The organism is Streptomyces sp. R41 (assembly GCF_041053055.1).
Lineage (GTDB): Bacteria > Actinomycetota > Actinomycetes > Streptomycetales > Streptomycetaceae > Streptomyces.
Genome location: NZ_CP163443.1, coordinates 6,083,417 through 6,102,996, shown reverse-complemented (window position 1 = coordinate 6,102,996; position 19,580 = coordinate 6,083,417). Strand labels below are relative to the sequence as shown.

The following is a 19,580-nucleotide window of genomic DNA, read 5'->3' as shown; positions in this document are numbered from 1 at the left end:
GCTATCACTATTGGGGTTGTTCGCAACCGCCACCCCGGCCGCCCAGGCCGCCGAACCCCCCGCCCTCACCACCCAAGCCGCCTACCTCGCCTCCCACCTCCGCACCAACCCCATCTACGTAACCGACCAACTCCCCCGCGAGATCCCGCACTCCCAAGCCCCCGCCTTCGCCAAGCTGGCCAAGCGCACCGGCGTCCCGACGTACGTCCTCGTGCTCCCCGAGCAGGATCTGGGCGGCAAGGGACTGCTCGGTGCGGTGCACGACCGGCTCGGGCGGGACGGGCTGTATGTGCTGGTCGACACGTTGGGGGTTACGGACGCCGTGGCGTACGGGGTGCGCGCGCCCGCCGACGACGCCGCGACCGTCTCGCTCTACGAACTGCCTTACGACGCAGGCCCCTTGCGCAGCTTCGAGCGCTTCGTGGACGTCGTCGCGCAGGGCGGCGCGAAGGCCGCCGAACGGGCGGAGGCGGCTCGTGAGAAGTACGGGGAAGGCGACGCCGAGCCCGGTCGGATGTACATCGACCCCACCGACCGCGACAACCAGTCGTTCCTCACCGGGGTGTTGCTCACAGGCGTGCCCCTGCTGATTCTGCTGCTGATCACCTACGTACGGCGCTGGCGGCACATTCTCCTCAAGGTGACTGGACAGGCGAAACCGGACCGTCGCCGCGCACCGGAGTGGCTCGCCTCCGTCCTCGCCCTCCTCACCGTCGCCGTGATCGTCGTCGCCGCCCCGCTCACCTTCGACCAGACCACATCCAGCGCGGCCGTCCCGCCCACCGCGGCCGACCTGTCCTCCCGCGTCGAGCGGGTCGCGGCAGGACTGGAACAGGATCCCGTGTACGTAGATCCGGAGAGTCCGCGGGTGCTGGATTCGCGTCAGCTGTCCCAACTGCACGAGCGGATCCGGAAGTTCGCTCGGTCGGATGGCGGGGGTCCTGTCTACGTCCTCCTCGTCCCGCAGCTGTCCGTCGACGAATCCGGCGGCGACCCCAAGGCTTTCGCCGACGCCGTGCACGCCGAGCTCGGCAAGGACGGCCAGGACGGCCAGGACGGCCAGGACGGCCAGGACGGCAACGGCCGTAAGGACGGACTGTTCGTCGTCGCCGACACGCTCCGCGGTGACATCGACGTCCTCAACCACGGTCTGCGGCTGGAGAGCAGCCGCCTCTATTTCGACCTGCCGGAATCCATCGGCTTCGGTGACGACAAGGCGCGAGAGGCCGACGACCATCTCCTCGGCGAGCGGCTCGACGACCTCATGACGTTCCTGGACAAGTCTCCGCGTACGAACGAGCCGAGCACCACGTCCGACCAGGACACCAAGGCCAAGCCCATCGAGGACAACGCGCTCCCGCCGCTCTTCTCCGGGGACTTCTGGCCGGGGCTGCTCGTCGGCGGCCTGGGGGCGCTGCTGAACCTCGGGCTCGTGGCGGGCGTCCTGGCGATCGTCGGCTCGGTGCTGCGGCGGCGCCATCCGGTTTCGCCGGCCTCGGAGTCGGCGTACTTCCAGGCGCCGAGTGATCCATCGATGTCGTATCTGCGGACCACCGGGTACGACGAACTCGGCGCTTTGTCCGAGGAGTTCCTGGCAGCCGACGAAGAGAACCCCGACGGCCTCACCGACCGTGTCCGCGCCTGGGACTGTTTCGACGCCGCGATGCTCCTCGTCGACGGCGACCGCGACCGGCTCACCGAAACGAATGACGCTGATGATGGGGACGACGCGGACGGCACGGGCGTCGATCCCGGGACCCTGGTCACGGTCATCGTCCTCGCCCGCGCGGGGCGCGCCGCGCTCAGGGGTGAGGCGTACGACCTGTGTTGCGGCCTCAACCCCTTGCACGGGCCCGCGGTCACCCGCCATCCCGTACGGGTGTCGGCCGAGGACCGGCTGCGTCGCCGGCTCCCGGTGTGCGACGTCTGCCGCGCCACGGTGATCCGCGAACCGGGGGCCGTCCACACACTGTTGATGACATTGCCGGCACCGCCGGACCCGGACGATGACGGCCGGGACCGTGTTCCGTACGACGTACTCGAGAGCCCGCTCTCCGCCGTGATCGGCGGCATTCCCCGACTCATCGACGCGGTAAGGGAGTTGGCCGGTGTTGAGTGACCGGAAGCGTGTGATCATCGCTCTGCTGGCGGTTCTGCTGGCTGTCGTCCCCGCCGCCTCGGCCCGGGCGGCGGGTTCCACCAGCCCCGGCGAACGCATCGCCAACGCCCTGCGCACATCGCCCGTCTACGTCGACGACGCGTACGCCGACGCCGTACCGCCCGCCCGCCAGAAGCAACTGGTGGCGCAGATCAAAAAGACGGGCCTGCCGATCAAGGTGGTCCTGACGCCGCTGACCAAGGGCGACGGCTTCGACGGGGACTCGGACGTCCTCGCCCGGGTCGTCCACGACCGTCTCCCCCAGCACAACCTCATCCTCATCACGACGGACAGTGACTTCACCGACTCGCTGAACGGCTACGAGTGGCCGAGCGACACGCACCAGAGCGGCGACGCCGTGGCCGCCGTCGAATTCCTGGACGAGATGCGGGGCGCGGGCTTGGCGGACCGGACGGCCAAGGCCGTGGAACTGGTCGCGGAGGGCGACGGGACGAAGGTGTACGAGGAGGCGACGCAGGGCCTCCGGGACTCCAGCTCTACGACTCCTGCCGCCAAGCCGACTTCAGGTGGCGCGAGTTGGTGGCTCTGGCCCCTCGTCGCCGTACCGGCGCTCGTCCTGTTCGCCCTCGTGGGCCGCTCGCTCGTACGCTCCCGCCGCTCCCGTTCCCGTACCGCCCCCTTCTCCTTCCCCCAGGTCGTGTTCGCCGCGGCCCGCGCCGCCGACGAGGCGGGGCTGCGCCGCCGGGCGGAGGCCGAAGTCCTTGTCCTGGGCGAAGCGACTCAAGCGGCCGACCCGGACGAGACCCCCGGCCTGCAGCAAGCCCTCGACGCCTACGCCGCCGCCGGTACCGTCCTCGACGCCGCCCGCGGCATCCCGGACCTGGCGGGCGTGCTGGCCCTGGTGGCGGAGGGGCAGGACGCCCTCAGCGGCACCGCATCACCCCTCCCCCTCTGCTTCTTCAACCCGCTCCACGGCCGCGCCGCCCACCGCACCACCTGGCGCCCGTTGGGCCGCCGCGAACGGCTGAACGTGGCCGTCTGTCAACCGTGCGCCGACGCCCTTCGCGCCCGCCGCGCCCCCGAGGTCCTCACGGACACGACGAGGGACGACCGCAAGGTCCCGTACTTCGAGGTCCCGGGCGAGCGGAGCGTGTGGGCCGCCACCGGGTACGGGTCGCTGGTACGGGACACGGAGGACGGGCTGGCGGGGAGGGTGGCCCGAGGAGATTTCACACGCTCCCTGAAGCCGTCGTGACAGCCCGTCAGTTCACCGCGACCGTCTGCGCGAGATCGTCCGTCAGGGCGCACAGCGCGTCGGTGTGCGCGAGGGCGCGCCACGAGGTGAGCAGCACGAGGGCCCACTTCTCGTCAGGACAGATGCCGTACGCGCAGGTCTCCAGGACGGTGCCCGTCCCGTCCCGGTCGGCGTCCTGGACGTACGCGTGCCGCACCCGTACCGCGGGGCCGGCGGGCAGGGTCCGCAGTTCGGCCTCGGGCGGGCGGAAGGAGATGTCCGTCGGAGTGGTCAGGTAGCGCTGGAGGAGGTCGACGGTCACCGTGGGGTACGTGTCGTCGGCGACCAGCGCCGACAGCTCGATGCGGGCCAGCTCCCCGAGGCGGGGCTCGGGGACGTAGGACAGCGCGGTGACCGGGCCGCGGCCGCGCGCGTCCTCGGCGGCCCCGCGCAGTTCGTCCGCGAGGGCCTCGATCAGCCACTCGTCGCCTTCGGGGCCCACGCGCTGCCGGGCCGCGTCCGTGGCCCAGGCATCCAGGTCGAGGAGTTCACGCACGGGCAGGGAGACGGCGTCGTCCGGCGCCTGCATACGGACCGTGGACGCGGAGAACGCGGGCATGAGGGATCAGGCCATCCATTGCAGAGTGCGGGCGATCGAGCCGAAGAGGGTCACCAGGGCGTCCGCCAGCGGCTCCATCGACGGCGGCGTCGGGGTGGAGAAGGAGAGCAGCAGGCGCTGGTCGCTCTGCGGTACCGCGAAGTAGAGGTCCAGGTGCGTGACGGGCACCTTGTTGCCGTCCGGGTCGTCGGACGCGGGGCGGCGGCGGTAGAGGTGGCGTGCGGCTGGGCCGGCGGGCAGGTCGACCATGGTGACGTCGTCGGCGGCGCCGCGTGCTCGCAAGGACAGAGCGATGTCGGACAGGTCCCCCGCCGCGGTGTCCGGCGGGGGCCGCAGAACGGTGACGACCAGGCCCGCGGACACCGGCACCTGCCCGATGACCTGGTTGACGAGGTACATCTCCACCCCGCCGTTCGCGTGCGCGTCCTCGGCCTGCTTCCGGAGCCGGTCGGCGAGCGCGGCCTTCAGCTGCGGGGTGGCCTTCGTCCGGCGCAGGCCGCGGTTGACCAGCTTGTCGATGCGGTGGGGCCAGCGGTCGGGGTCGAGGACCACTCGCTCCCAGCCTTCGGGGACGGCCAGGCGGTAGTCGGAGGGGGGTACGGGCGGTGCCTCGGGACCGCCGGTGACCGCTTCCGCGTGGGAGGGGTTCGTCATGCCACCGTTCCGTTCGCCCGGTCGCGTCGGCTGCGCCCCACCGGACGCACCCGGCCCATGACCGCGGCGGTCACCGGGGCGAGGACGAGGACCGCGGCGGCGCCCAGACAGACGTAGCCGCCGGCGGTGCCGCCGATGTCGGACTTGTGCCCGAGGACCGGCCGGTAGTGGCCTGACGGATCGATCACCGCGTCCACTTCGGAACCGGCCATGTTCTCATCCGTACACCACTTGTCGTTCTGGAACACCTCACGGACTGATCCGTCAGGGAGCTTGACGCGGCAGTACGTGACGCGAACCCCGTGCGATTCCGAATAGTCGGGCTTGGCATAGGTCACGGTCGTCTCCTGTCCGCGCACCTGCAGATACCACTCGTCGGCGGAGTAGGAACCCATCCAGATCAGGACGACATAGGCAGGCCCGATGAGGCAGCGCGCGACGAGTCCCCCGCGGGACAGGCGGGTCTTGAACATCGCCCAGGCCACCGGCACTGCGCAGGCCCAACCCACGAACAATGCCGTGGAGTTGATGGGATACGTGGACAGCAAGCAGATCACCACACCGGCGACGGCTACCAGGAGCAGCCGCATCCACGGCCACACCGCGGACCGCTCAGTGGGCCCTTCGTCGTCACCGAGCCGCCACGGATGGGAGTTGGCGCTGAACTCCGAGAGGATGCCGCGCACCTGTCGCATGCCGCCCTCGCCTGCCGCGATACGTCGCAGTTCCGGCAGCCCCATACCGACTTGTTCCAGCGCCAGTTGCCCTTCCTTCGGCAACTGCGCGAACAGCTCGTCGACAGACCCCTCGTCCTTGCTCGCCACGTAATCCTTGCTTTCCTAGTTCCGGGGGTGCCCGGTAGCCGACGGGTTCGGCAGCCGCCTCAGGACGTGGTCCAGTGCCAGTTGTAGAAGGGGATCCCGCCCGCGCCGACGCCAGGAATCTTCTTCAGTTCGCGGAACACATTGGGCTCGAGACCCTTGGGCTCCCAGTCCTGCACCGGCGCCAAGTTCCCGATGCCGGCTGCCAAGGGCAGGGCCTGACTCGCCCAGTAGAGCCGGTTGGCCGAGTGGGCCATCCCCTTGAACGATGAGCCCGCGATCTGCGACAGCTTCGGCGCGCCGTCGGCGAGGAGGCCTTCCTCGCCGGGGAGTCTGCCCGCGGCGATCCGGATGTCGTTCACGTACGCCTTGAAGTTCACCGACTCCTTGACCACCGACCGCATCCGCGGCAGGAGTTCGGCGGGCCCCTCGGCCAGTGCCTTCCCGATCTGCCCGGACTTGACCCCGTTGAGCGTCTCGGCGAGTTCGCGCGCCGCCGTCGGGTTCAGCCCCATCTCCCGGGCCAGCTGGAAGTCCTTGAGGGCGGAGGCTCCGCGTGCGGCCACGGATGCCTCCTTCGCCGCGGTGCCGAGCACGCGCCCGGCGCCGAAGGACAGCACGCCGACCACGTCGATGGCGACGTCCAGCCAGGTGCCCTTGCCGTCCAGGGCGGAAATGGTGTCGCAGACCAGAGCGACTACGGAGGCCACCAGTGCCAGCGCGGCGAGCACTTCGCCGAGGACGGGGACCCAGCTCAGCACGAGGGCCAGCAGACAGAGCACGGCGGCGATCGCCCCGGCCCAGTGCCCGATGTCCGCGACCCAGTCCTTCCAGTTGTCCCACCAGTGGTGCTTGGGATCCTTCAGCCCGTCGTGGTCGACGGCGTCGCGAATGGCCGACTTGGCGTAACCGGCCTGGGTGTCCCGATAGGACAGCGCGTGCCGGAGGTCCTTCTTGGCGTCCTCCAGGTCCGCGTCGGCCGACTCCTTCTGCTTCTTCAGCTTCTGCTTGTCGGGGTGGTCGTCGGGGCCGGGATGCTGGTCGATCTGGTTCTGGTAGTGACTGCCGTCCGCATCGGCGGCCTTGGCCTTCTCGAGCGCCGTACGGACCAGGTTCTGCGCGTGGTTGAGGGCGGTGGCCCAGTTCTCCCGCGCCTCGTCGGAGACGGGTCCGTGGCCCACCGAGGAGCCGAGGGCATCGGCGGCGGCCGCGTACCGCTTGTGCGACTTGGTGAGCAGTCCGACCGTGTCCTCGGTCTTCTTCTGGAACTCGCGGCCCGCGTCGGAGTCCCAGCCATTGCCGTCGACCAGGTTGTGCAGCTTGGTGGCCTGCTCCTGGATCAGGGCGGCCGTGTCGGCGATGCGCTTGCCGAGCCGGGCGACCTCGTAAGGATCGCCCGGGGTGAATTCCTTGTCGGTGCAGCGGGCGGTCTGCCAGTCGACGCCGGAGAAGTCGTCGCTCACTTGCCCTTGCCGCCCTTCCCCGGACCGCCCGGTTGGGACTTCAGCAGAGCCTGGGCGAGATGCTGGTCGAGGTCGTCGTAGGCCTTGGCCGCCGAGCCGGCCGTCTTGCCGAGGAACTCCAGCCCGTCGCAGAGCTGCTTGCGCTTCTTCTTCCAGTCGTCCGCGAAGTCGTCGAGCGCGTCCGCGACGTCGCCGGATCCGATCTCGGCGTCGTAGGAGTCGACCAGGTCCTTGGCGTTCTCGAAGTGCGTCTTCAACTTTGCCACCGACCGGCTTATTTCCCGCAGTTCCGATGTGGACACGGCGATGTGATCCGCCACTCCGACCCCCGTACGAGTGCTGTCCCTCCGACCGCCGCGTCCGCCTCTTCCGGCTCACCTGCCGCGGCGCGGCCACGCCCACTGTTCTGCATGGGTTTTCGGCCAGCAACCAACGGAAAGCAAAGGGAGCGTCCAGAACGCGTAGTCACGTCGACGGCCGGATCCGGCCTACGCCCTGCCCGGTACGTGCGACGGGCGACCGTGCGACACGGCGCAGCAGCGAGCCTTTTCGATCGGGAAGTCGCGATCACAAACGTCGTCAACGCGAACATCGACGGAGCTCCGGGCCCCGGTCCGCGGCCTACCCGGACCGGCCCACCACAAGCGCCGAACTGCCCATTGCCTAGGAATCCATCTCCAAAGGAGAACAGGTGGGTTGGACCTGTCCCGCACGAACTGCAGTCAGCGCTTCCGGCTGGGCGGTTACCTGGGACGCGGAGCCCGCTGGAAATGCAAGAGCGGCGTGGCGGCCCCAAGGGCCGCCACGCCGGATGCAACAGCGGTGCGAGCCGGTGCTACTTGCCCTTCACACCCTTGGCCAGCTGGTCGTCCAGGTCCTCGTACGCCTTCGCGGCGTCGTCGAGGAACTTGGCCATGCCCTTGAGGCCCTCAAGGGTGTCCTTCATGCCCTTGGTGAACTCCTTGAAGGAGTCGTCGAAGGCCTGCGAACCCTTCGCGGTCGTGTATCCGTCCGCGACCAGGCCGTCGATGTAGCTGTCCAGGCCGTGGAGCTTGTCCTCCATCTTTTCCTTCTCGTGGCCCAGTCGCTTCGCAGCGTGCCGCATCTTCTCGTATGTGATATCTGCGTCTTTGCCGCCGGCCATGTGGCGTCCTCCATACTCCAACTCGCCGCAGGGCCAACCCCCGTGGCTCCTGATGCGGATGATGCGATCGTCCGCTTGAGGCAGCAGCTTACTTACGGCGCTTGCAGGCGCACACCCCGGTTCTGTCACGAGAGGACCCCGGTTGTGTCCGGGGACGGGCAGGGTGTCCGCGTCCCGGGGGCCCGCAGGACCGCATATCCCGCCGGAGGCCTCCAGAGACCTCTCACACGGGCCGTTGCCTGCGGGAAGGGGGAAGCGGCTATCGTCGAGGTCACTGTGGCCCGCGTTCCGGAAGCGGCCTCAGGTTCCTGGGGAGGACGAGCGTGCGCCTGACTCTGACCGTCGTCGACCCGCTCGGCGGCGCCACCGCCGACGTGGTTCTTGATGCGGATCCTGAGTCCTCGGTGGGGGACATCGCCAAGGAACTGGCGGCGCACGTCGGGTACAGCGGGGGTGCGCAGATCATCCCGATCGGGCAGCACCAGGCCGCCGGCAGCGGAGCGCCCGTCGCGTACGTCGACGGGTATCCCGTCGATCCCTCCGCCACCATCGGCACCTCGCCGCTGCGCGAAGGCGCCGTCGTCAGCCTGCACGACCCCGCCGGGTGTCTGCCGGGTGAGCCGACCGGGCTCGTCGAGCTCAGGGTCGCCGGCGGTCCAGCCGCCGGTGCCGTGCATCGGCTCGGGATCGGGCGGTACGACATCGGCGCCGGGGCATCCTCGTACATACGGATCGATGATCCCGAGCTCCCGCAAAGGGCCCTGACGTTGTCAGTTGCAACGGACGGAACCTGTCGCGTCGCCGTTCAGGGGGACAAGGAAGGCGTCACCCTCGATGGCGAGGCCATCGATGAACGCGACGACGACGAGTGGCCCCTCGGTAGTCAGATCGCCGTCGGCAACACGCTTCTCGAGCTGGACCGGTACTCGCCCCCCAACGCCGCGCTCAAGTGGTCCGACGACGGCGCGGGGCTCGACTACAACCGGCCGCCGCGGCTCCATCCGCCGGAGCGCGAGACGAAGTTCCGGCTGCCCAGTCCCGTACGGGACTACGAAGCCCGGCCGCTGCCCTGGCTGATGGCCGTGACGCCGCTGGTCGGTGCCGTCGTATCGGTGATGATCTTCGGGCGCTGGTACTACCTGATCATGGCGCTGCTGAGCCCGCTCATCATGTTCGGCAACTTCTTCATGGACAAGAAGCAGGGGCGCAAGTCCCATGCGAAGCAGGTCAAGGAGTACAACGAGCACAAGGAGCGGATCGAGAAGGACGCCCAGGACGCTCTCGTCGCCGAGCGGCTCGACCGGCGTCAGGCCGTTCCCGACCCCGCCACCGTGCTGTCGCTGAGCACCGGGCCGCGTACACGGCTGTGGGAGCGGCGGCGGACGGACGCGGACCATCTGCTGCTGCGGGTCGGGACCGGGCAACTGCCCTCCGAGGTCGTGCTCGACGACCCGGAGCAGGACGACCACAAGCGCGAGGTCACCTGGACCATCGAGGACGCGCCGGTCGCGCTGCCGCTGAGTGAGCGCGGGGTCATCGGCATCGCGGGGCCGGGCGATTCGGCGCAGGCGCTGGGGCGTTGGGCCGTCGCCCAGACCGCCGTGCTGCACAGCCCGCTCGACGTCCAGTTCTACGTACTGACCGAGAACAGCGGGCGGGAGGACTGGGACTGGGTGCGCTGGCTGCCGCACAGCCGTCCCGCCGGCGCCCAGGACGCCAACGTCCTCATCGGCACGGACGCCGAGACCGTCGGCGCCCGCATCGGTGAGCTGACCCAACTGCTCGACGCCCGCCAGAAGGCCGCCAAGCAGAACGGCAACAAGGCCTCCTTCAGCGATCCCGACATCATCGTCGTCTGGGACGGTTCGCGGCGGCTGCGCTCCATGCCGGGTGTGGTGCGGCTGCTGCGCGAGGGTCCGGCCATGTCCATGTACGCGATCTGCCTGGACGCCGAGGAGCGGTTCCTGCCCGGCGAGTGCCAGGCCATCGTCATCGCGGAGCCGAAACCCGAGGAGCACGCGACCCCGCAGCAGGTCGCCCACAGCGCACCCGCAGCCCCCGGCGGCTTCCCCTCCTTCCACGCCTGGCACGCCGCCGAGGCCGACGACTCCCACTCCGGTGCGCACAAGGCGCTCGAACTGCGGCTGCGCGTCCAGCAGACGGGCATCGCCCGCGTACGCAACGTACGGCCGGACTTCGTCTCCGCGGCCTGGTGCGGGCGGTTGTCGCGCGCCCTGTCCCCCCTTCGCGACATCAGCGGCGAGACCGAGGACTCGGCCCTTCCGGGCGCCAGCCGGCTGCTCGACGTGCTGCAGTTGGAGCCGCCGACCAGCGACGCGATCACCGCGCGGTGGCGGATGGGCGGCCAGTCGACGATGGCCGTCATCGGTGAGTCGTACGACGGGCCGTTCGGCATCGACATGCGCCGGGACGGGCCGCACGGTCTCATCGCGGGTACGACCGGTTCCGGTAAGTCGGAGCTGCTGCAGACCATCGTGGCGTCGCTGGCCGTGGCCAACACGCCGGAGAACATGACGTTCGTGCTCGTCGACTACAAGGGCGGCTCGGCGTTCAAGGACTGCGTCAAACTCCCGCACACCGTCGGCATGGTGACCGACCTCGACGCCCATCTCGTCGAGCGCGCCCTGGAGTCGCTCGGAGCCGAGCTGAAGCGGCGCGAGCACATCCTCGCCGCCGCCGATGCCAAGGACATCGAGGACTACCAGGACCTCGTACGCCGTGATCCCTCGCACCCGCCCGTTCCCCGACTCCTCATCGTCATCGACGAGTTCGCCTCGATGGTGCGCGACCTGCCCGACTTCGTGACGGGTCTGGTCAACATCGCCCAGCGAGGTCGTTCGCTCGGTATCCACCTGCTCCTTGCCACCCAGCGGCCGAGCGGTGTGGTCTCCCCCGAGATCCGCGCCAACACCAACCTCCGTATCGCCCTGCGCGTGACCGACGGCGGCGAGTCGAGCGATGTCATCGACTCCCCCGAGGCCGGACACATCTCCAAGAGCACGCCGGGCCGCGCGTACGTCCGTCTCGGGCACGCCTCGCTGGTGCCGTTCCAGTCGGGCCGGGTCGGTGGCCGCCGTCCCGGTGCCGCCGATCCGACGCTGCTCGCCCCCTGGGCGGGACCGCTCGGCTGGGAGGACCTGGGGCGGGCCGCGCTGGTGAAGCCCAAGGCCGAGGCGCGCGAGGAGGAGGAGATCACCGACCTCAAGGTGCTGGTGGACGCGGTGCGCGAGGCCAACCAGATCCTCCGCATCCCGGCCCAGCACAGCCCCTGGCTGCCCGCGCTCTCCGAGACACTGCTGCTCGACGAGATCCAGCTGCCCGCCTTCGCGGGCGGACCCGGCAAGCTGCCGCCCGCCCCGTACGGCGTCGAGGACCTGCCGGCCGACCAGGCCCGCCGCCCGGTCGTCGTGGACTTCGCCTCCTTCGGGCACCTCCTCATCGGCGGTGCGCCGCGCAGTGGCCGCTCGCAGATCCTGCGGACCATCGCGGGCTCGCTGGCGCGCACGCACTCCGCCGCGGACGTCCACCTCTACGGCATCGACTGCGGCAACGGCGCGCTCAACGCGCTGACCCGGCTGCCGCACTGCGGTGCCGTCGTCAGCCGTAACCAGACCGAGCGTGTGGTGCGCCTCATCGCCCGGCTGAAGGGTGAACTCACCCGCCGCCAGGACCTGTTGGCCGACAAGGGCTTCGCCGACATCGGCGAGCAGCGGTCCGCCGCACCGGAAGAGGAGCGGCTCCCGCACATCGTCGTGCTGCTCGACCGGTGGGAGGGCTGGCTGCCGACACTCGGCGAGTACGACCACGGTGATCTGACGGACCAGCTGACCGCGATGATGCGGGAGGGCGCGAGCGTCGGCCTGCACATGGTGATGACGGGTGACCGCCAGATCCTCTCCACTCGGATCGGCTCGCTCACCGAGGACAAGTACGGTCTGCGGCTCGCCGACCGCTCCGACTTCTCGCTGATCGGCATCAACGCCCGCAAGATCCCCGAGGAGATCCCGCCGGGCCGCGGCTACCGCAACGAGCATGGCACCGAGACCCAGTTCGCCCTGCTCACCGAGGACTCCACGGGTCAGGGTCAGGCCGCCGCGATCGCCGCGATCGGCGAGGCCGCGACCGCGCGGGACGCTCAACTTCCGCGCGGCCGCCGCCCGTTCCGCGTCGACGTCCTGCCCACCCGGATCAACTTCAACGACGCCTGGGAGATGCGCGACGCGGAGGCCTCACGCTCCAAGCTGTGGGGTCTGGTGGGCATCGGTGGCGACGACATCATGGGCTTCGGACCCGACCTCTCGCAGGGCGTGCCGACGTTCGTCGTCGCGGGTCCGGCCAAGTCGGGCCGCAGTACGACGCTGATGAACCTCGCCCGGTCCTATCTGGCACAAGGCGTACGTCTCGTCGTCGCCGCCCCTCGCCCCTCGCCGTTGCGTGAACTCGACGGCCAGGAAGGCGTGCTGAAGGTCTTCGACGAGGACGACATCGAGAGCGACGACCTGCGGGAGGCCATCGACTCGGCCACGCCCGAGGAACCGATCGTGGTCCTGGTCGACGACGGCGAGGTTCTGGAGGACTGCGACGCCGAGACCGTCTTCAAGCGGATCGTCCAGCGCGGCGGCGAGCGCGGCCTCGCCCTGGTCATCGCCGGTGACGAGGAAGACGTGTGCAGCGGCTTCTCCGGCTGGCAGGTCGAGATGAAGAAGGGCCGCCGGGGCATCCTGCTCTCCCCGCAGGACTCCTCCGCGGGCGAGCTGATCGGCATCCGTACCAACCGGAGCATGGTCGGCGGACCGGTCGCGCCGGGCAAGGGCCTGCTGCACCTCGGGGACGGAGAGCCGCTCACCGTCACGACCCCCATGTGAGCTCCCCCGGCCCCGGTGACTCCCGGGGCCGGGGCCCGCGTTCACACCGCGGGCAGCGCGTAGATCTCGAACCCGTGCGTCGCCAGCAGCCGGTTCCCGGAGATGGCCACCCGCCAGGGCTCACCCGGCCCCTTGTTGTCGTTGAACACCCAGCGGGACCTGCCGGTCTTCGCCTCCATGGCGAAGATGCCGCCCTCGTCCCAGTAGGAAGCGCCGTACAGGGTCGCTCCCGCACGCAGGAACGTCGTGGGCGCGCGTCGGGCTCCGTCGCCGTCCGCGGCCAGGTCCGGGCGTACGACCTTCACCGCGACCGTGCGTCCGCCGGGCGAACGGGCCAGATACACCCGGCCCATGCCGCCCGCACCCAGTCTTGCAACCGGTAGCTTCCCAACTCCCGTGGATCGTCCGGCTGCAGTGTCTCCATGGTCGGGCCTTCCCCGTTGTCGCTGTACGGATTGCGGTGCGTGCGATGCGCGTGATGGTGTTCGCTATCGCAGACACAGTAGTGATGGGTGGGACTGGTGAGGGGAGCAGGTCCGGTGAGTGGTTCGGCGAAGCGGAGGCTGCAGCGCGCGGCGGAGGCCTCTCTCCGGTACGACCACGTGCCAGGCGGGAAGGCCGCGGCGGCCCCTCGGGAGCGGCGCTGGAAGCGTGCGCGGGCCTTCGGCTTCGCCTCCCTGGTCCTCCTGATCGCCGTGGGTGTCATCACCGCGTTGGTTGTGGGGCCGCTCGCGTGGGCCGGTGACCTCTGGCACGAGGTCGCACCGAATTGGCCGGGCGGTGGTTACGGCTTCGCCGTCTCGGCCGGACTGGTTTTCCCCGTCTCGCTGCTCCTCTTCGGGGCGCCGCTGACGCGGATGAAGTGGAAGACGAACAAGGTTCGTTCGCTGCCATGGATCGCGCTGTCTCTCCCTGGCGCGGCCCTGGCCGTCATCGTCTCGGCCGTCGCCATGCAGACCTGGCATCCCAAGCGCAGTCACCGGTACGGCTTTTGCTCGTCGGCCGGCGAGTACTGCTGGATCAGCCGCCGCTACCCCTACGTGTCCCTCGTGGGCCTGGCCGCGACTGTCGTTGGCGCGGTGCTGCTGATCACGGCCTACGGCTTGTACGACAAGCGGCGCCGAGCAGTTGAACCGACGGCTACTTGACCTTCGCCATCCGCGCCACCGGATCCCCCGCCTCAGAGTTGTCCTGCTCGAACTTGAGGTCGCCCCCGACAGGGGTCAGCCGCACCTCGTGCTCGCCCTTCGTGCAGACATCGCGGTTGGACTCGTTGGCCACGCTCGTGACGACGAGCTGCTTCTTCGTGACCTTCTTGAGGATGAGTACGTCGTCGCAGATGCCGCCGATCTGGTCGGTCTGGCGGAAGGTGCCCAACTCCTTGCCCACGGCGGCCCGGTGGACGGTGACGCGGAAGGTGCCCATGGGAAGGGTGCCGCCGAGGGCGAGGCCGTCGCCCTCCCAGGTGCCCAGGTAGGAGGCCGGGATCGCGGACGGCTGCTCCCCGGCGCCTGGGGCGCTGCCGCTGGCCGAGGGGTGCGCGCCGCCCCCCGAGCTGCTCGCGTCGTTGGACCCGCCGCCGCCCGGCAGCAGGTCGAACAGGAACGCCGAGCCCACCGTCACAGCCGCCACCGCTCCCGCGACGGCGAGGGCGACCGTGCAACTCATCCTGCGGCCCCGGCCGTTCGCACCGGGTACGGAGGTCGCGGCCACGCTGACGGAGACCTTGCCCGGGTGGCTTGGGGGCGGTGGCACGACGTCCTGCGGCTGCCGCTGATCCGGTACGCCCGTTGCCTGCGCGGGCATCACGGGCGGCGGCCCGAACACCCCGCCGGACACGGGCACCCCGGTCCCGGCACCATTCGCGACTCCGGTCCCTGCCTCGACCCCTGCGTCTGAACTCGCCTCCACCGAAGGGCTGCTGAACCCCACCGGCCCTGAAGGCGCCGCCTCCGTCGCCTCAAGGTTCAGCAGCTGTACGGCGCTTCGGCTCACCTGTTCCACCAGGGATCCCGGCAGCCATCCCGCCGTCACCAGCCGGGCAGCGCCCTGCGGGGCCAGCCGGACCGCCACCTCGTCGGGCGTCGGGCGCGCGCCCGGGTCCTTCGCCAGGCATGCCGACACCAGCTCGCGCAACTCCCCTTCCATGGCGCCCAGTCGGGGCTCCTCGTGCACCACCTTGTAGAGGAGAGCGGCGGAGGAGTCCCCGGGAAAGGGCGACTCGCCCGTCGCGGCGTACACCAGGACCGCGCCGAGGGAGAAGACGTCCGCCGCCCCGGCGACCCCCTTGCCGAGGATCTGCTCGGGCGACATGTAGCCCGGGGAGCCCACGGAGACGCCCGTCGAGGTCAGCGACGCCGTGCCGTCCGTGGCCCGCGCGATGCCGAAGTCGATCAGCAAAGGACCGTCGAGGGTGAGCAGCACGTTGGACGGTTTGACGTCGCGGTGGACGAGGCCCAACGCGTGGACCGCCGAGAGCGCTTCGGCGAGGCCGGCGCCGAGGACTCGTACCGAATGCACCGGAAGGGGGCCGCTGTCGGCGATGGCGGCGGCGAGCGAAGGACCGGCCGCGTACCCCGTGGCGACCCACGGGACCGACGCCTCCGGGTCCGCGTCCAGGACCGGGGCCGTCCACGCGCCACCCACCCGCCGGGCGGCCTCGACCTCGCGGCGGAAGCGGGCGCGGAACTCCTCGTCGAGCGCGAAGTGCGGGTGCACGATCTTGACGGCGACCGTACGGCCGCCCGCGCTGCGGCCCAGATAGACGCGCCCCATGCCGCCGGAGCCCAGCCGGCCGAGCAGCCGGTAGGGCCCCACGACCGTGGGTTCGTCGCCTCCGAGCGGCTGCATGGCGCTCACAGCTCATCCCTCCCCCGTACGCACCGGACGCACTGCCCAGCAGGGTAGTGCCGTAAGCGCCGCCGCAAACGCCCGAGCCTCAGGACCCGAAGGACTCTCAGGACTCCAGCAGTCGTACGTTCACGTCCGTCGGGAACCCTGTCGTCGCGCCGACCCGGCGCGCGAACTCCCGTACCGCTTCCAGCTGCGGGCGGCCGAAGCGGAAGTCGAGCGTCGTGAAGTACTGCTCCAGGACCTGCTCGTCGAAGGCCTCCCAGCGCGCCGCCTGCTCGGCGACCTTGCCGACCTCGTCGAGGGAGAGGTCCCGGGAGGCAAGGAACGCCTCGTGCACCTTGCGGGTGACGGCAGGCTCGCGCTCCAGGTAGTCGCGCCGGGCGGCCCACACGGCGAAGACGAACGGAAGGCCCGTCCACTCCTTCCACAGGGAGCCGAGGTCGTGCACCTCCAGACCGAACTTCGGCCCGTCGAGCAGATTGGCCCGCAGCGCCGCGTCACCGATGAGTACGGCGGCGTCGGCCTCCTGCATCATCAGACTGAGATCGGGCGGGCACGTGTAGTACGACGGCTGGACACCGATCTTCTCGGCCAGCAACAGCTGGGCGAGCCTCACCGACGTCCGCGAGGTCGAGCCGAGCGCGACCCTGGCGCCGTCCAACTGGTCCAGCGGGACCTGCGAGACGATCACGCAGGACATCACCGGCCCGTCGCAGCCCACCGCGATGTCCGGGAAGGCGACCAGCTCATCGGCGTGCTTGAGGAACTCGACGAGCGTGATCGGCCCGATGTCGAGGTCGCCCTGCACCAGCTTCTCGCTGAGCTTCTCCGGGGTGTCCTTGGTGAGCTCGAAGTCGAGGAGCGTGCCGGTTCTCGCGAGCCCCCAGTACAGGGGCAGGCAGTTCAGGAACTGGATGTGGCCGACGCGCGGCCGGGTGCGAGGATTGTCCACATCGTGAGGCTAGACCCCATGGGGTACGGTGCAGGCTTCAGGGTGCCGGAGTGGTTTCGGAAACTATCTCGACCCCTCGTGTCAACCCTTGTGACACCGCGACGTCAACCCATCCCCGACCGGGGTCAAACATCCGGGTGACGTGATCTTGCCCTCTATTGCTTTCGGCTGCCTGCGTGCTAGGCTCGCCGCAAGTTGCAGTTTGGTTTCCCTTGCAGTACAGAGCCTGCGGAGCATGTGACCGCGGGCTCTCGTCGTTTTCAGACGTATGCAGTTGTTTACACAATCGCAGGTTCTGGAGCAGGGCAACCCTTTGGGCCCAAGGAGGGCTTATGGCTACCGGAACCGTGAAGTGGTTCAACGCCGAAAAGGGCTTTGGTTTCATCGCCCAGGAAGGCGGCGGCCCGGACGTCTTCGTCCACTACTCCGCGATCAACGCGAGCGGATTCCGCTCTCTCGAAGAGAACCAGTCGGTTTCCTTCGACGTCACGCAGGGTCCGAAGGGCCCGCAGGCGGAGAACGTCACTCCGCTCTAAGCCTTCGGCTCCATGAGCCCAATGCTTTGATCCGGAACGGATAGCAGTACCCAAGGAGCCCCGCGCCAGCCGGTCGCGGGGCTCCTGCCTTTGTCCTTACACGTGCTGCATCACGAGCACGAACGTCGTCCCGGGCTCCAGCGCCTCGTACGCGTGCGGTACGTCGCCGCGGTACGACATGTAGTCGCCGGGCCCCAGCTCCACCGCCTCCCCGACAGGCCCCGCCTTCACCCTCCCCGTGCTCACGATCAGGTGCTCCACCGTGCCCGGGATGTGCGGCTCCGACTCCCGGGCCGCGCCCGGCTCCGCACGCAGGTGGTAGATGTCCCGGCGAGCACCGGGCGGGCTGGCCGACAGCAGCGTCGCGACGTAATTGGCCTGCTCCGAGGCGACAGTGGGCCCCCGGCCGGCGCGAATCACCTGGACCGCTGGAGCCGGCGGCTCGACCAGCGCACTGAACGGCACCCCCAGCGCCACACCCAGCGCCCAGATCGTCTCCATGCTCGGATTGCCGCTCGCCGCCTCCAGCTGGGACAGCGTGGACTTCGCGATACCGGCGCGTTTGGCCAGCTCGGAGAGGGACAGGCCGGCGCGGGTGCGCTCGCGGCGTAGCGAGGCGGCGATCCAGTCGAGGGGGAGGCGGGACGGTGGCCCACCGTCTGCGTCAGTCACTTTGTTCGCTCCATCGGTACGATCGTTCTCCTTGACGAACAGGGCACTCACTGTTCATTGTAGAAAACATGCGTTCGCTTCTCCGAACACCCGTGATCGACGACCAGGCCCTGCTCAGGGATGTCGCCCTCGTCTGTCTCGCCGGCGGGGTCGTCGGCGTGTCGTTCGGGGCCATCGCCGTCGCGGGCGGGCTGCCCGTGTGGGTACCGGTGGTGATGTCGCTGGTGGTGTACGCCGGCTCGGCCCAGTTCAGCGCGGTGGGGATTCTGCTGGCCGGGGGCGGGCCGTTCGCGGCGGCGGTGACGGGGCTGCTGCTCAACACCCGTACGGCGGCGTACAGCCTGGCGGTGGCCGACGTACTGGGCCGGGGCCGGGTGACCCGGCTGCTCGGCGCCCACCTGGTCACGGACGAGACGGTCGCCTTCGCGCTGGCTCAGCCCGACATGGCCAGGCGCCGGGCCGCCTTCTGGATCTCCGGGCTCGGCCTGTACGCCGTGTGGAACGTATGCGTCCTGGGCGGCGCGCTGGCCGGAAGCGCGCTCGGCGACACCGACGCGTACGGGCTGGACGCGGCATTCCCCGCCGTACTGGTGTCGCTGGTACTGCCCACGCTACGAGAGGACGCGGGCGTACGCCGCGCCGCGCTCGCCGGGGCGGCCCTGGCGCTGACGGTGACTCCCTTCGTCCCCCCGGGAGTGCCGGTGCTGCTGGCCCTGACGGGACTTCTGGCCCGGAGGCCGTCATGACCCCGGCGGTGACCGCGATCCTGGCTCTCGCGGTGGGGACGTACGCCTTCCGGCTCGTGGGGCCGGTGCTCCACGGGCGGGTGGAACTTCCCGTACGCGTACGACAGTTGCTGTCCGCCGGTGCGGTGGTGCTGCTCGTGGCGCTGCTGGCCACGGGGGCGTTCACGGAGGCTCGGGGGTTCGCGGGGTGGGCGCGGCCCATCGGGGTGCTGGTGGGGGGCGTACTGGCGTGGCGTCGGGCGCCGTTCGTCGTGGTGGTCCTGGGCGCGGCGGCGGTGACGGCGCTGCTGCGGGCGGCCGGGGTGGCGTGAGGCGACAGCGGCGTGGCGCGATGACGCCAGTTCCCGGGGATCCGATGCACGCGTCCCGCGCCGCATGATTCATTTGGCGCGCTCATTTGCCACTCCCCAGGGAAAGGACGCACCGTGCGGAAATTGCTGATCGGTCTGGTTTCGCTCGCCGCGACAGCAGGGCTGGGCCTGGCTGCCGCGCCCACCGCTTCGGCCGCTGCGCAAGGCGCCTATGGATGTGCCGGCTCCGAGATCGACACGTACAACATCAAGGACACCGACGGGTCCGTCTGGGGCACGCTCCACCTGTTCTACTCGAGCGCCAACGGTGGCACCAACTGTGTGGTCAACGTCGCGCGGAAGTACTACGGGCAGAGGCAGTTGCTCAAGGTCACCATCCGGCAGGGTGACCGGTTCAAGAAGCAGGAAGACTACTTCTACGAGTACGCCGGCCCGGTCAGCCTGACCAGCATGGACGGACACTGCGTCACGGTCAGCGGCTGGGTGACATCTCCCAGCGGCTCCAGGGCGGTCGGCGACCAGTGGACGGACGTCCACTGCGGCTGACGGTCGACCGGCGGCTGTGAGCCG

At 69.9% G+C, this 19,580-nt stretch carries 18 protein-coding genes; 8 read left to right on the top strand and 10 right to left on the bottom strand.

The genetic code is table 11. From position 1 onward, the window contains the following. Positions 1 to 16: 16 nt before the first annotated feature. Positions 17 to 2,119, top strand: a complete 2,103-nt coding sequence (locus AB5J53_RS27955; protein ID WP_369248403.1) for a hypothetical protein — start codon at positions 17 to 19, stop codon at positions 2,117 to 2,119. Then, positions 2,109 to 3,374: a hypothetical protein gene (locus AB5J53_RS27950; protein WP_369248402.1), complete on the top strand. Its 1,266-nt coding sequence runs from the start codon at positions 2,109 to 2,111 to the stop codon at positions 3,372 to 3,374. The genes AB5J53_RS27955 and AB5J53_RS27950 overlap by 11 nt, the downstream gene beginning before the upstream one ends. A gap of 7 nt (positions 3,375 to 3,381) precedes the next feature. Here AB5J53_RS27950 and AB5J53_RS27945 read toward each other — a convergent pair whose 3' ends face one another. The 6 genes from AB5J53_RS27945 to AB5J53_RS27920 all read right to left on the bottom strand — a co-directional run bounded on the left by AB5J53_RS27945 (position 3,382) and on the right by AB5J53_RS27920 (position 8,054). Further along, positions 3,382 to 3,972, bottom strand: a complete 591-nt coding sequence (locus AB5J53_RS27945) for a hypothetical protein (RefSeq protein ID WP_369248401.1) — start codon at positions 3,970 to 3,972, stop codon at positions 3,382 to 3,384. A 6-nt stretch (positions 3,973 to 3,978) separates the two neighbouring features. Further along, positions 3,979 to 4,626: a hypothetical protein gene (locus AB5J53_RS27940; protein ID WP_369248400.1), complete on the bottom strand. Its 648-nt coding sequence runs from the start codon at positions 4,624 to 4,626 to the stop codon at positions 3,979 to 3,981. Next, entirely contained in the window at positions 4,623 to 5,450 is an 828-nt protein-coding gene (locus AB5J53_RS27935) for a hypothetical protein (protein ID WP_369248399.1), read from the bottom strand. Before AB5J53_RS27935 ends, AB5J53_RS27940 begins: the two co-directional genes overlap by 4 nt. 59 nt (positions 5,451 to 5,509) lie before the next feature. After that, positions 5,510 to 6,910, bottom strand: a complete 1,401-nt coding sequence (locus AB5J53_RS27930; protein ID WP_369248398.1) for a putative T7SS-secreted protein — start codon at positions 6,908 to 6,910, stop codon at positions 5,510 to 5,512. After that, positions 6,907 to 7,176 (bottom strand): hypothetical protein, encoded by a 270-nt coding sequence (locus tag AB5J53_RS27925; protein ID WP_369248397.1) that lies wholly within the window; start codon positions 7,174 to 7,176, stop codon positions 6,907 to 6,909. The genes AB5J53_RS27930 and AB5J53_RS27925 overlap by 4 nt, the downstream gene beginning before the upstream one ends. Positions 7,177 to 7,745: 569 nt before the next feature. Beyond that, complete coding sequence (locus AB5J53_RS27920; RefSeq protein WP_078629450.1) at positions 7,746 to 8,054, bottom strand: WXG100 family type VII secretion target; 309 nt, start codon at positions 8,052 to 8,054, stop codon at positions 7,746 to 7,748. A gap of 323 nt (positions 8,055 to 8,377) precedes the next feature. Between AB5J53_RS27920 and AB5J53_RS27915 the strand changes: the two genes are divergently transcribed. Then, a complete protein-coding gene (locus AB5J53_RS27915; protein WP_369248396.1) occupies positions 8,378 to 12,940 on the top strand; it encodes an FtsK/SpoIIIE domain-containing protein in 4,563 nt (1,520 codons plus the stop codon). A gap of 41 nt (positions 12,941 to 12,981) precedes the next feature. Here AB5J53_RS27915 and AB5J53_RS27910 read toward each other — a convergent pair whose 3' ends face one another. Further along, positions 12,982 to 13,293: a hypothetical protein gene (locus AB5J53_RS27910; protein ID WP_369248395.1), complete on the bottom strand. Its 312-nt coding sequence runs from the start codon at positions 13,291 to 13,293 to the stop codon at positions 12,982 to 12,984. Between the two features lie 186 nt (positions 13,294 to 13,479). On the opposite strand from AB5J53_RS27910, the gene AB5J53_RS27905 reads away from it, so the two are divergent. Further along, positions 13,480 to 14,088: a hypothetical protein gene (locus tag AB5J53_RS27905; RefSeq protein ID WP_369248394.1), complete on the top strand. Its 609-nt coding sequence runs from the start codon at positions 13,480 to 13,482 to the stop codon at positions 14,086 to 14,088. Here AB5J53_RS27905 and AB5J53_RS27900 read toward each other — a convergent pair. Both AB5J53_RS27900 and AB5J53_RS27895 read right to left on the bottom strand, forming a co-directional pair. Then, positions 14,081 to 15,790, bottom strand: a complete 1,710-nt coding sequence (locus AB5J53_RS27900; RefSeq protein ID WP_369252511.1) for a serine/threonine-protein kinase — start codon at positions 15,788 to 15,790, stop codon at positions 14,081 to 14,083. The two genes, AB5J53_RS27905 and AB5J53_RS27900, sit on opposite strands and share 8 nt — an antisense overlap. Before the next feature lie 106 nt (positions 15,791 to 15,896). Next, positions 15,897 to 16,745, bottom strand: a complete 849-nt coding sequence (locus tag AB5J53_RS27895) for a menaquinone biosynthetic enzyme MqnA/MqnD family protein (protein ID WP_369248393.1) — start codon at positions 16,743 to 16,745, stop codon at positions 15,897 to 15,899. A 332-nt stretch (positions 16,746 to 17,077) separates the two neighbouring features. Here AB5J53_RS27895 and AB5J53_RS27890 point away from each other — a divergent pair, with 332 nt between their 5' ends. Continuing rightward, positions 17,078 to 17,281, top strand: coding sequence for a cold-shock protein (locus AB5J53_RS27890; RefSeq protein ID WP_010986243.1), 204 nt, complete (start codon positions 17,078 to 17,080; stop codon positions 17,279 to 17,281). Positions 17,282 to 17,377: 96 nt separating this feature from the next. Here AB5J53_RS27890 and AB5J53_RS27885 read toward each other — a convergent pair whose 3' ends face one another. Further along, positions 17,378 to 17,953, bottom strand: coding sequence for a helix-turn-helix domain-containing protein (locus tag AB5J53_RS27885; RefSeq protein WP_369248392.1), 576 nt, complete (start codon positions 17,951 to 17,953; stop codon positions 17,378 to 17,380). Positions 17,954 to 18,021: 68 nt separating this feature from the next. On the opposite strand from AB5J53_RS27885, the gene AB5J53_RS27880 reads away from it, so the two are divergent. The 3 genes from AB5J53_RS27880 to AB5J53_RS27870 all read left to right on the top strand — a co-directional run bounded on the left by AB5J53_RS27880 (position 18,022) and on the right by AB5J53_RS27870 (position 19,556). Beyond that, complete coding sequence (locus AB5J53_RS27880; RefSeq protein WP_369248391.1) at positions 18,022 to 18,699, top strand: AzlC family ABC transporter permease; 678 nt, start codon at positions 18,022 to 18,024, stop codon at positions 18,697 to 18,699. After that, on the top strand, positions 18,696 to 19,010 hold the full coding sequence (locus AB5J53_RS27875) for an AzlD domain-containing protein (protein ID WP_369248390.1): 315 nt from the start codon (positions 18,696 to 18,698) through the stop codon (positions 19,008 to 19,010). The genes AB5J53_RS27880 and AB5J53_RS27875 overlap by 4 nt, the downstream gene beginning before the upstream one ends. 114 nt (positions 19,011 to 19,124) lie before the next feature. After that, positions 19,125 to 19,556, top strand: a complete 432-nt coding sequence (locus tag AB5J53_RS27870) for a hypothetical protein (RefSeq protein ID WP_369248389.1) — start codon at positions 19,125 to 19,127, stop codon at positions 19,554 to 19,556. The last annotated feature ends 24 nt before the right edge of the window (positions 19,557 to 19,580 follow it).